Below are 10,707 nucleotides of genomic sequence, written 5' to 3'. Positions count from 1 at the left end.
GGTCCTCGCCTCTGTAACGGGAGGCGACTTCCACACCACCATCCATACCAAGGACGGCGTGCCGTCGGTCGACGCCACGCCATCCATCTCCGCCGTCCACGGCGGGATTTCTCGGAGCAACTGATGAAACCGCACGCGCGTACAGAAAAGCAGGCCGTCGATGCGGCGGACCTGCATCACGAAGCCGGCGCGCCGGCCGCTGCGCGGTCGCTGCCGTACGAAACCATCGCGCTCGTCCTGCAGGGCGGCGGCGCGCTCGGCGCGTATCAGGCCGGCGTGTTCGAAGGGCTGCACGAAGCGGGCGTTCCGCTCGACTGGATCGCAGGCATCTCGATCGGCGCGCTCAACACCGCGCTGATCGCCGGCAATGCACCCGAACATCGCGTCGAGCGGCTGCGCCAATTCTGGGAAACGATCTGCCAGCCGGCGTTCTTTCCCGCGATTCCGGCCGCGTTCGAATTCGCGCTGTTCAACAGCATCGACCAGGTCCGCACGTTCTTCACCGCATCGCAGGCCGCAAGCGCGATGATGCAGGGCCAGCAGGGCTTCTTCTCGCCGCGCTTCCCGCCGCCGCTGCCGGGCGTGTCCGATCATCCGGAAAAGATCAGCTGGTACGACACGTCGGCACTGCGCGCGACGCTGCTCAAGCTGTGCGATTTCGACCGGATCAACTCGGGCGAGACGCGCGTGTCGGTCGGCGCGGTCAACGTCGGCACCGGCAACTTCGTGTACTTCGACAACTCGCGCATCCGCCTCGAGCCCGAGCACTTCATGGCGTCCGGCGCACTGCCGCCCGCGTTCCCGCCGGTCGAAATCGACGGCGAGTATTACTGGGACGGCGGCGTCGTGTCGAACACGCCGCTGATGGAAGTGCTGCGCGCGCGTCCGCGGCGCGACACGCTCGCGTTCCAGGTCGATCTGTGGAGCGCGCGCGGGCCGCTGCCGCGCACGATGGCCGACGTCGCGGAACGCACGAAGGACGTGCAGTATTCGAGCCGCACGCGTTTCGTCACCGATACGCTGCAGCGCGAACAGCGCTACCGCAACGTGCTGCGCCACGTGCTCGAGCAGGTACCGGAAGAGCAGCGCAAGAACGACCCGTGGTGCATCGAGGCCGAAGCGATGTCGAGCGGGAAGAAATACAACATCCAGCACCTGATCTATCAGCAGAAGGCGTACGAGCACCACTACAAGGACTATCAGTTCGGTCTGTCGACGATGCGCGACCACTGGTGCGCGGGTCTCGACGACATCCGCAAGACGCTCGCGGTCAAGGACGGCCTCGCGCTGCCCACCAACGACGCGGGCTTCGTCACGCACGACATTCACCGCCGCCGGTGATGCCGTATGCGACGGACCGGCGCGCTGGCTGCGCCGGTCCGTCCTCTGTTCCGATTCGACATGCCGATCTTCATTGCGCTATTCGCGCTCATCGCCCTGGGATGGGGCGCCGTCCACCTGTTTCACGTCATCGCCGCGCAGTTCGGCCAGCCGGTCGCGATCGCGGCCGCCGTGCTCGCCGCCGCGATCCTGATCGCGCTGATCGCATGGTGGATCAAGCGCCGCCGCGACATCGCGCCGAACACGAAGGAACAAGGCTGGACCCACATCGTGCATCGCGCGTGGGGCGAGCTGCGCGTGTCCGCGACGCAGGGGCTGCTGTGGCTGTCGCACGACGGCGCGGACGGCCGCTATACGTTGTCGCAGCTCGACGGCTGCGAGGCGGCGCCGATCGGCGGCCGCTGGCATCTCGTCGTGCGCGTGCGCGACGCGGTGCGCGGCGAATGGAAACTGCCGATGATGGACAAGCGCGATGCGCAGCGCTGGGCGCGCGTGCTGATGCTCGCGAAGGACAACCGGCTGTAGGACGGCGGCGCGGTTCCCTGAGCGCCCTAGCGCGCGCCGAGCGCCCACAACGCGTCGAGCACGTGCTGGGTCGACCGCTCGACCGGGCCGGCCCGATGCGCGATGCCCAGTTCGCGCCATAACGCCGGACGCAGCGGCCGCATGACGATGCGTGGGTCGGGCAACGGGGCGCCCGCCTCGTGCGGCAGCAGCGTCGCGCCGTAACCCGCGGCGACCAGGCTCTTGATCGCATCGTTGTAGTTGAGTTCGATGCGCGGCTCGGGCCGGTGGCCGCCGAGCGCGAACCATTCCGTCGTGAGCCGCGACAGGCGGGTGGTCGCATCGTTGAGAATCAGCGGGCGCGCGGCCAGATAGGCCGGCGTCACGCGTGCCGGCAGCCGCCAGTCCGCGGGCAGAAAGGCCAGCACCGGATCGCGCCGCCACGCGCGGATGGACAGCCCCGCGACCGCCGCCTGCGGCAGGGCGACCAGCCCGACGTCGAGCGAGCCCTGCGCAAGCCGCGCCAGTGTGTCGTGCGACGTGAGCACCGCGATCTGAACATCGATGTCCGGATGCCGCTCGCGCAGCCGGGCCACCGCCTGCGGCAACAGATGCGCGATCGCCCCGGTCGACGCGCCGAGGCGCACCCGCCCGGTCAGGCCCTGCACCTGCCGTTCCACGTCGTCGAGGGTCGACTCGACCTCGGCCAGCAGACGGCGCGCCCGCTCCACCAGCACCGCACCGATCGTCGACGGCTGTACGTTGCCGCGCGTGCGCGACAGCAATGGCGCGCCGATGCGGCTTTCGAGTTCGGCGACATGAAGGCTGACCGTCGGCGGCGCAAGATGCAGCAGCTGCGCGGCGGCCACGAAGGATCCCTGGTCGGCGATTGCGACCAGCGTACGCAGCCGGTCCAGACTGATCTCGCGCATGCCCACCTCTCGTTCAGGAAAACTGAATCCGGTCATCAGGAAATTCAACTTTTCCTATTCTAGGCGTTCGATGGACGATACGGCTTTCCCGATGCCCGAAACGAGGAACGCGACCATCATGAGTCTCCCTACTGTCTATATCGACGGCGACCAAGGTACGACCGGACTGCAGATCCACGAGCGCCTGCGGGATCGCACCGACCTGCGGCTCGTCACGCTGCCGGATGCCGAGCGCAAGGACCCCGCGCGGCGCGCCGAAGCGATCAACGCATGCGATATCGCGATTCTGTGCCTGCCCGACGCCGCCGCGCGCGAAGCGGTCGGCTTCATCCGGAATCCGGCGGTACGCGTGATCGATGCGAGCTCGGCCCATCGCACCGAACCGGAATGGGTCTACGGTTTCCCCGAGATGGCCGACGGGCACGCGCAGGCCATCGCACGTGCACGGCGCGTCACCAATCCGGGCTGCTATCCGACAGGCGCGGTCGGGCTGCTGCGGCCGCTGCAACAGGCCGGCCTGCTGCCGCGCGACTACCCGGTGAGCATCCATGCGGTGTCGGGTTACTCGGGCGGCGGCCGCGCCGCCGTCGACGCATTCGAATCGAACGACGCCGCGCGCGCGAAACCGCTGCAGGTCTACGGCCTCGCGCTCGCGCACAAGCATGCGCCCGAGATCCAGCTGCATGCCGGGCTCGCGCATCGTCCGCTGTTCGTGCCGGCTTACGGCGCCTATCGGCAGGGCATCGTGCTGACGGTGCCGATCGAGCTGCGCCTTCTTCCGGCCGGCGTGACTAGTGAGTTGCTGCACACGTGTCTCGCGCACCATTACGCCGGCGCGCGCCATGTCGAGGTGACGCCGCTCGCGGATACGCGCACGATCACGCATCTCGATCCGCAGGCGCTGAACGGTACGAACGACCTGCGGCTGAGCGTGTTCGTCAATGACGATCACGGTCAGGTACTGCTGTCCGCCGTGTTCGACAATCTCGGCAAGGGGGCATCCGGCGCGGCCGTGCAGAATCTCGACCTGATGCTCGGCACGGAGAGCGCTGCGCAAGCGGCTTGAACGCCGGAGTCGCGGGTGTGAGCCGCGGTTTGGGTGCGGGTGCGGGTGCGGGTGCGGGTGCGGGTGCGGGTGCGGGTGCGGGTGCGGGTGCGGGTGCGGGTGCGGGTGCGGGCATCATCGTCGGTCGGGCTCGTGCCTCGCGGCCATCGACGTATCGCTGCCTGTTGCGTCGTGTCGGCCCATGACGCGATGGCACGCCCAAAACGGGCATGTGCCGACGTCACAGACATGCCCCCGTAAAAGCTCACCTTTCGCCGATTTCAGCCCGCATCGTCGCTCGCCGCGGCATTCAACCCGGCGAGCGCCTCCGCCAGAAAATCGACGCACACGCGCACCTTCGCCGAAGCCGCGACGCGTTCCGGATAGACCGCCCAGATGTTAGCCGGCTGAATCACGTCCGGCAGCACGCGCCGCAGCGCGCCGCGTTCGATCAGCGGCCCGGCCTCCCAGATCGAGCGCAGCACGATCCCGCGCCCGGCCAGCGCCCATTGCACGGCCACCTCGCCGTGGTTCGTCGACAGCGCGCCGCCGACCTTCACCGTTGCCGTTTCTCCGCGCAGGTTCAGCCGCCACACGCCGAGCGGATGGTCGCGCTCCTTGATCGCGAGGCAGTCGTGCGACGCGAGATCCGCGAGCGTGCGCGGCGTGCCGCGTCGTGCGAGATAGTCGGGCGACGCACACAGCACGCGATAGTTCGCGGCCAGGCGGCGCGCGATCAGGTGATCGGCGATCTCGTCGCCGATGCGCACGTCGAGATCGTAGCCTTCGCCCGCGACGTCGACGAGCCGGTCGAACAGATCGAGCCGCACGTTCAGCTGCGGATAGCGCGCGGAGAAGTCGAGCAACGCCGGCGCGACGACATGGCGGCCGAAGCCGAAGCTGCTCGAAATGCGCAGCGTGCCGCGCGGCACCGTGCGCGTGGTCGAGACATCCTCGACGAGATGATCGACGTCGTCGAGAATCTTCTCGGCACGCGCGAACACGCGTTCGCCGGCCTCGGTGACCGTCACGCGGCGCGTCGACCGATGCAGCAGCCGCGTGCCGAGCTGCGCCTCGAGCAGCGCGATGCGCTTGCTCACGTACGCGGGCGACACCGCGAGCTGCTCGGCGGCCGCGCTGAAGCTCGTCAGGCGGACGACCAGGCTGAAGACGCGCAGGTCGTCGAGATTCGGCGATTTGTTCACGATTCGTGGAAAGTCGATTAACCTTTCGCACGATTTTAATCTGAATGGAAATAAATAAAATGGCGTCACGTTCCGCTGCGCACGCTGCCGGCGGCCCGAACAGCCAAGGAGGCTTGCATGAGCGACAAGACTTACAGGATTGCCGTCATCCCCGGTGACGGCATCGGCCGTGAAGTGATGCCCGAGGGCCTGCGCGCGCTCGACGCCGTGACGGCGCGCTTCGGCATCCGTTTCCAGTTCGAACAGATCGACTGGGCGAGCTGCGACTACTACGCGCAGCACGGCAAGATGATGCCGGACGACTGGAAGGCACAGCTGTCGGACATGGACGCGATCCTGTTCGGTGCGGTCGGCTGGCCCGCGACGGTGCCCGACCACATTTCGCTGTGGGGTTCGCTGCTGAAATTCCGCCGCGAGTTCGACCAGTACATCAACCTGCGGCCCGCGCGCCTGTTCGACGGCGTGCCGTCGCCGCTCGCCGGCCGCAACGCGGGCGACATCGACTTCATGATCGTGCGCGAGAACACCGAAGGCGAATATTCGTCGGTCGGCGGCACGATGTTCGAAGGCACCGAGCGCGAAGTGGTCATGCAGCAGTCGATCTTCACGCGTCACGGCACCGAGCGCGTGCTGAAGTTCGCGTTCGAGCTCGCGCAGCGCCGCGCGAAGCGCCTGACCGTCGCGACGAAGAGCAACGGCATCGCGATCAGCATGCCGTGGTGGGACGCGCGCGCGGCCGAGATGGGCGAGCGCTATCCCGAGATCGCCGTCGACAAGCAGCACATCGACATCCTGTGCGCGCGCTTCGTGCTGCAGCCCGACCGCTTCGACGTCGTGGTCGCGTCGAACCTGTTCGGCGACATCCTGTCCGACCTCGGGCCGGCCTGCACGGGCACGATCGGCATCGCGCCGTCGGCGAACCTGAACCCGGATCGCACGTTTCCGTCGCTGTTCGAACCGGTGCACGGCTCCGCGCCGGACATCGCGGGCCAGTACGTCGCGAACCCGATCGCGATGATCTGGTCGGCGGCGATGATGCTCGACTTCCTCGGCAACGGCGCGGGCCGCGAACGCGAAGCGCACGATGCGATCGTCGCGGCGATCGAGGACGTGCTGCGCACCGGGCCGCGCACGCGCGATCTCGGCGGCCACGCAGGAACGCAGGAAGTGGGTGAAGCGATCGCGGCGCGGATCGCAGGCTGACGGAACGATGCGCAGGGTGCGCGCAGGTGGTCGATGGATGCGTGTTCAGGGGTGAGCAACACGACCGGCTGCCGCGCACCCTGGTTGATTCCGATGCGCGGGCCTGGATGCGCGCGTGTCGGTATCGATGTCGATTTCGAACGGTGAGCAACGCGATGCGGTGACACGCACGGTCACGTGTCGATCCATCGCCGTAACCGGCATCACGTCGAAGTCGAGCGGTGAGTTGCATCGCGCATCGCTACACACCGATCGAATCCCGCCAGTGTCGATGTCGCATTCGTTTCGCGCGCGGGCAACGCAACGAAAGCGCGAGCACTGCAATGCGCACGGCGCTTCCGTCAGCGCAATCGCGCCGTTTCCTGCGAAGAATGATCGGTGAGACGCGGGACGTGAAGAATCACACCGTCCCGCACGGAATCGCTCCTTCTCCCGAAAACTCTCACCTCAATACACGGCTCCCGAATTTCCTCACCGTTGAGCACAGGCGGCACGCTCGATGCGTGATCGAACGCGTTCACGCGTCGTCATCGTGCTGCGTCACAGCCCGAGATCGGACAGGCCGGGATGATCGTCCGGACGGCGGCCGAGCGGCCAGTGGTACAGGCGGTCCGCTTCGCGAATCGGCAGATCGTTGATGCTCGCGTGGCGATGCGCCATCAAGCCGTTTTCGTCGAACTCCCAGTTTTCATTTCCGTATGAGCGGAACCAGTTGCCGGCGTCGTCATGCCATTCGTAGGCGAATCGCACCGCGATGCGATTGCCGCCGAACGCCCACAGCTCCTTGATCAGCCGGTAGTCGAGCTCGCGCGTCCATTTCCGCTGCAGCAGGCCGACGATCTCGTCGCGGCCCGTCACGAACTCCGCGCGATTGCGCCACCGGCTCTGCGGCGTATAGGCGAGCGACACGCGCAGCGGGTCGCGCGTGTTCCACGCATCCTCCGCGGCGCGCACTTTCTGGCGCGCCGTGTCGAGCGTGAAGGGCGGAACGGGCGGACGAACTTCCGGGGAAGCGGACATGGGATGCTCCTGTTCAAGGTTGGGCTGCGCACGAACGCAGCCGGTTGGGACGCGTTACTGCGACGCTCGAGACACCGTATCGAGCAAGCATTCGGCGGCTGCGCGCGCATCGCGCGCCGCGACGGCATCGCCGCTGACGAGCGCCACGGCGATCGCGCCGTCGATCAGCACCAGCCATTGACGTGCGAGGCGGGCCAGCCCGCGGCGCTCGATCCCGGCTGCGTCGGCATACGCGTCGAACCGCTCGCGCACGAACGCGAGCAAGCGCGCCTTGTGCATGCGCGCGACGACGCGCACCGGATCGTCGGCGTCGGCAATTTCACCGGACGCGTTCAGGAATGCGCAGCCGTGAAAATCGGGTTCCACGAACCAGTCGCGCAGCACATCGAACATGCCGAGCAACTGCGCACGCGGCGACTTGCCGCGCGCCAGCGTCGCGTCGACGAACCAGCGCATCCAGCGTTCGTCACGGCGCTCGAGCGCGGCCACGACCAGCGCCTCCTTCGATTCGAAATGCGAATAAAAGCTCTTTCGCGCGGCACCGGATCGCTTCACGATCGCATCGACACCCGTGGCGTGGATGCCGCCCGAGTAGATCAGCGCTTCGGCCGCGTCGAGCAGCCGGTCGCGAACGGCCGGTTCGCCGGAGAGGTCATCATGTGTGTTCATGGGTTTACGGTAGAACGATCGTTCTCCTTCGTCAACAGCCGCGTGAAAAGGCCCTGCCGTCGGAAGGGCCGAACGCCGCATGGTCCGATGGCGGGCGGCGCATTGCAGCCGGCGTTTACGACATTTTTTCTTGAAGCTGGCGCGGGGGGCTCACTACACTTCGGTCACCCTGTCTGGCCGAAAGGACATCATGCAGCGACCGGAATCCGCACGCTCCGCGCGTGCCTATGCGGCTTATGCGAAGCGGCTCGACGGCCGCGTGGTGGTAAGGCGTTTCGATCCGCGCAGCGATTCGTATGAGTCGCTGACCGCGTTGCTGCATCGTGCGTACGCGCCACTCGGCGCCGCGGGCTTCAACTGTCCGGGCGTCGACCAGCCGGCGTCGGCGACGCGCGAACGCATGCTCACCAGCGAGTGTTTCGTCGCGCTCGGCAACGCGCATCTGGTCGCGACGATCACGATGCAAGCGCACGATCCCGATTCGCGTTGCGATCCGTTTCGCAGCCGACGCGTCGCGACGCTCGGCCAACTGGCCGTCGATCCGGTCTGGCAGGACCGCGGCATCGGCCGTGCGCTGCTCGCGTTCGCGCAACGGCGGGCTGCCGCGCGTGGCGCGACGCACATCGCGCTCGATGCGCCGCATGCGGCTGTCCGGCTCGTCGACTTCTATCGTCGCGAAGGGTTTCGGTTGATCGACGTGATGCGGTTTGCAGGACACAGCTACGACAGCGCGATCCTGTGCAAGGCGGTTGGCGGAGCGGGCGCGCCGATGCCTGTATCCGACACGACATCGATCGACGTCGCGCAGCGCGCCGGAGCGGCGTCGTGAGACGCGAAAGCGACGACGATCGCGCGCGGCTCGCACTACGTCACGCCCGCACGCGGGCAGCACTGCGCATGCGCGGGCTGGTGAAGCTGACGGTCATCACGATCACGGTCACGCAGCTGCTGACGCTCGCGTTCGACAGCCTGCTCGTGTTGCTGGGCGACACGCCGGAAGCCGCGACATTGCTGCTGTTCCGCTTCGTCACGTGCGCGCTGGTCAGCTTCTGGCTTCAGGCGGACGCATCGCGCGCGTATCGGCATGCGGCGCAAAACGGACTCGTGACGGTGTCCGGCGCGCATGGCGATCTGATCGAAATCGCACCGCAATGCCCGAAACGCTGGCTCGTCGTGTTGAGTCTGCAACTCGAGCCGCGATGGCCGAACGGTGAGCGGATCGAATAGCAGGCAGCGCACCGATCGATGCCGGCTGGCGGGCTGATGGGTGAGTTGCATGTCGGTGATCGGCTCACGCCTCGAGGCCGGGCCGTGACCGGGTTGCGTGGTGACGTGCTGGCGCTGACGCAGGGCAAAACCATGACACGCGATGATGCGGCAAGGGCCCGCTATTCAGGCACGACAAGCGAAAACGGAAGGGCAGGAAGAAAGGCACGCGCCGAGCGACGCGACGGAGTGGGCAGCGGAGCGGCGCTGATGGGTGAGGTGCATGCGCGATTGCATGTCACCGATGAGTGCTGCGGAATCGAAGTGCGATCGCCCTCGTATCGCTGACGGGAAACGACGTGCAGCCCGTTGAATTCCACGCCTGCGCGACACGCGGCAGCATGATCGAGCCGCCGTTCGGTACGCAAACACAGCTCCCGAATATTCTCACCTTACGCGTTTGTCGAAGCGGCCCAGCCCCGACAAACGCTCATGCCCGCACGAGCGGGGCAGCCGGCAAACGTACCGAACCGCCCCGCCGGCACTCAGACCGTCCAGTCGAGAATCACCTTGCCGCTTTCACCGGACAGCATCGCGGCGAAGCCTTTCTCGTAATCGTCCGCCGCAAAGCGATGCGTGATGATCGGCGACAGATCGAGACCGCTTTGCAGCATCGCGACCATCTTGTACCAGGTCTCGAACATCTCGCGGCCGTAGATGCCCTTGATCTCGAGCCCCTTGAAGATCACCTGGTTCCAGTCGATCGCCGTCTGCGCGGGCGGAATGCCGAGCAGCGCGACCTTGCCGCCGTGATTCATCGCCTCGAGCAGGCTCGTGAACGCGCTCGGCACGCCCGACATCTCGAGACCGACGTCGAAGCCTTCCGTCATGCGCAGGTCGGCCATCACGTCGCGCAGCGACTCGCGCGCGACGTTGACCGCGCGCGTCGCGCCCATCTTGCGCGCAAGTTCGAGCCGGTAGTCGTTGATATCGGTGATCACGACGTTGCGCGCGCCGACGTGCTTCGCGATCGCGACGGCCATGATGCCGATCGGGCCCGCGCCCGTGATCAGCACGTCCTCGCCGACGAGATTGAACGACAGCGCCGTATGCGTCGCGTTGCCGAACGGATCGAAGATCGACGCGAGATCGTCGGAGATATCGGGCGGAATCTTGAACGCGTTGAACGCGGGAATCGCCAGGTACTCGGCGAACGCGCCTTCACGGTTCACGCCGACGCCGACGGTGTTGCGGCACAGATGCCGGCGCCCCGCGCGACAGTTGCGACAGAAGCCGCACGTGATGTGGCCTTCGCCTGACACGCGATCGCCGATCGCGAAGCCGCGCACTTCCTGCCCCATCTCGACGATCTCGCCGACGTATTCGTGACCGACGTGCATCGGCACGGGAATCGTCTTCTGCGCCCAGTCGTCCCACTTCCAGATATGGATGTCGGTGCCGCAGATCGCCGTGCGGCGAATCTTGATCAGCACGTCGTTGTGTCCGACTTCGGGGCGCTTCACGCGCGTGAGCGTGAGGCCCGGGCCGCGTTCGAGCTTTGCCAGTGCTTTCATGGTCGCGC

At 66.9% G+C, this 10,707-nt stretch carries 12 protein-coding genes; 7 read left to right on the top strand and 5 right to left on the bottom strand.

Annotation, left to right across the window (positions count from 1 at the left end; translation table 11 throughout):
* The first annotated feature begins 123 nt into the window (after window positions 1-123).
* Together U4012_RS09905 and U4012_RS09900 are read left to right on the top strand one after the other, a co-directional pair.
* Entirely contained in the window at window positions 124-1,341 is a 1,218-nt protein-coding gene (locus tag U4012_RS09905; protein WP_044849279.1) for a DUF3734 domain-containing protein, read from the top strand.
* A gap of 60 nt (window positions 1,342-1,401) precedes the next feature.
* Window positions 1,402-1,866 carry a signal peptide protein gene (locus U4012_RS09900; RefSeq protein WP_321798128.1) on the top strand — a complete coding sequence of 155 codons (465 nt, stop codon included), beginning with the start codon at window positions 1,402-1,404 and terminating at the stop codon, window positions 1,864-1,866.
* A gap of 26 nt (window positions 1,867-1,892) precedes the next feature.
* On the opposite strand, the gene U4012_RS09895 is transcribed toward U4012_RS09900, so the two are convergent.
* Window positions 1,893-2,777 carry a LysR family transcriptional regulator gene (locus U4012_RS09895; RefSeq protein ID WP_321798144.1) on the bottom strand — a complete coding sequence of 295 codons (885 nt, stop codon included), beginning with the start codon at window positions 2,775-2,777 and terminating at the stop codon, window positions 1,893-1,895.
* Window positions 2,778-2,895: 118 nt separating this feature from the next.
* Between U4012_RS09895 and argC the strand changes: the two genes are divergently transcribed.
* Window positions 2,896-3,843 carry an N-acetyl-gamma-glutamyl-phosphate reductase gene (gene argC / locus U4012_RS09890; protein WP_321798126.1) on the top strand — a complete coding sequence of 316 codons (948 nt, stop codon included), beginning with the start codon at window positions 2,896-2,898 and terminating at the stop codon, window positions 3,841-3,843.
* Between the two features lie 260 nt (window positions 3,844-4,103).
* On the opposite strand, the gene U4012_RS09885 is transcribed toward argC, so the two are convergent.
* A complete protein-coding gene (locus tag U4012_RS09885; protein ID WP_321798124.1) occupies window positions 4,104-5,027 on the bottom strand; it encodes a LysR substrate-binding domain-containing protein in 924 nt (307 codons plus the stop codon).
* Window positions 5,028-5,144: 117 nt separating this feature from the next.
* Here U4012_RS09885 and U4012_RS09880 point away from each other — a divergent pair, with 117 nt between their 5' ends.
* Window positions 5,145-6,230, top strand: coding sequence for a tartrate dehydrogenase (locus U4012_RS09880; protein WP_321798122.1), 1,086 nt, complete (start codon window positions 5,145-5,147; stop codon window positions 6,228-6,230).
* A 540-nt stretch (window positions 6,231-6,770) separates the two neighbouring features.
* Here the strand turns inward: U4012_RS09880 and U4012_RS09875 are convergent.
* Complete coding sequence (locus U4012_RS09875; protein ID WP_257772833.1) at window positions 6,771-7,250, bottom strand: nuclear transport factor 2 family protein; 480 nt, start codon at window positions 7,248-7,250, stop codon at window positions 6,771-6,773.
* A gap of 54 nt (window positions 7,251-7,304) precedes the next feature.
* Complete coding sequence (locus tag U4012_RS09870) at window positions 7,305-7,919, bottom strand: TetR/AcrR family transcriptional regulator (RefSeq protein WP_124529078.1); 615 nt, start codon at window positions 7,917-7,919, stop codon at window positions 7,305-7,307.
* A gap of 190 nt (window positions 7,920-8,109) precedes the next feature.
* On the opposite strand from U4012_RS09870, the gene U4012_RS09865 reads away from it, so the two are divergent.
* Genes U4012_RS09865 through U4012_RS09855 form a run of 3 tightly spaced genes read left to right on the top strand, consistent with a single transcriptional unit; the run spans window position 8,110 to window position 9,473 of the window.
* Complete coding sequence (locus U4012_RS09865) at window positions 8,110-8,748, top strand: GNAT family N-acetyltransferase (protein WP_321798119.1); 639 nt, start codon at window positions 8,110-8,112, stop codon at window positions 8,746-8,748.
* The gene (locus U4012_RS09860; RefSeq protein WP_321798117.1) at window positions 8,745-9,146 is read left to right on the top strand and encodes a hypothetical protein; all 402 of its coding nucleotides are present in this window, start codon (window positions 8,745-8,747) and stop codon (window positions 9,144-9,146) included. Before U4012_RS09865 ends, U4012_RS09860 begins: the two co-directional genes overlap by 4 nt.
* A gap of 36 nt (window positions 9,147-9,182) precedes the next feature.
* Window positions 9,183-9,473, top strand: a complete 291-nt coding sequence (locus U4012_RS09855) for a hypothetical protein (protein WP_321798115.1) — start codon at window positions 9,183-9,185, stop codon at window positions 9,471-9,473.
* Window positions 9,474-9,670: 197 nt separating this feature from the next.
* Here U4012_RS09855 and tdh read toward each other — a convergent pair whose 3' ends face one another.
* Entirely contained in the window at window positions 9,671-10,699 is a 1,029-nt protein-coding gene (gene tdh, locus U4012_RS09850) for an L-threonine 3-dehydrogenase (RefSeq protein ID WP_321798113.1), read from the bottom strand.
* Window positions 10,700-10,707: the final 8 nt, after the last annotated feature.

Source organism: Burkholderia sp. BCC1988 (genome assembly GCF_905339895.1).
GTDB lineage: Bacteria > Pseudomonadota > Gammaproteobacteria > Burkholderiales > Burkholderiaceae > Burkholderia.
This window is presented reverse-complemented; position numbering and strand designations above follow the sequence as displayed.

Coding starts and splice junctions, on each gene's coding strand:
- U4012_RS09905 (WP_044849279.1), top strand. CDS start 124: ATGAAACCGCACGCGCGTACAGAAAAGCAGGCCGTCGATGCGGCGGAC.
- U4012_RS09900 (WP_321798128.1), top strand. CDS start 1,402: ATGCCGATCTTCATTGCGCTATTCGCGCTCATCGCCCTGGGATGGGGC.
- U4012_RS09895 (WP_321798144.1), bottom strand. CDS start 2,777: ATGCGCGAGATCAGTCTGGACCGGCTGCGTACGCTGGTCGCAATCGCC.
- argC (WP_321798126.1), top strand. CDS start 2,896: ATGAGTCTCCCTACTGTCTATATCGACGGCGACCAAGGTACGACCGGA.
- U4012_RS09880 (WP_321798122.1), top strand. CDS start 5,145: ATGAGCGACAAGACTTACAGGATTGCCGTCATCCCCGGTGACGGCATC.
- U4012_RS09875 (WP_257772833.1), bottom strand. CDS start 7,250: ATGTCCGCTTCCCCGGAAGTTCGTCCGCCCGTTCCGCCCTTCACGCTC.
- U4012_RS09870 (WP_124529078.1), bottom strand. CDS start 7,919: ATGAACACACATGATGACCTCTCCGGCGAACCGGCCGTTCGCGACCGG.
- U4012_RS09865 (WP_321798119.1), top strand. CDS start 8,110: ATGCAGCGACCGGAATCCGCACGCTCCGCGCGTGCCTATGCGGCTTAT.
- U4012_RS09855 (WP_321798115.1), top strand. CDS start 9,183: ATGGGTGAGTTGCATGTCGGTGATCGGCTCACGCCTCGAGGCCGGGCC.
- tdh (WP_321798113.1), bottom strand. CDS start 10,699: ATGAAAGCACTGGCAAAGCTCGAACGCGGCCCGGGCCTCACGCTCACG.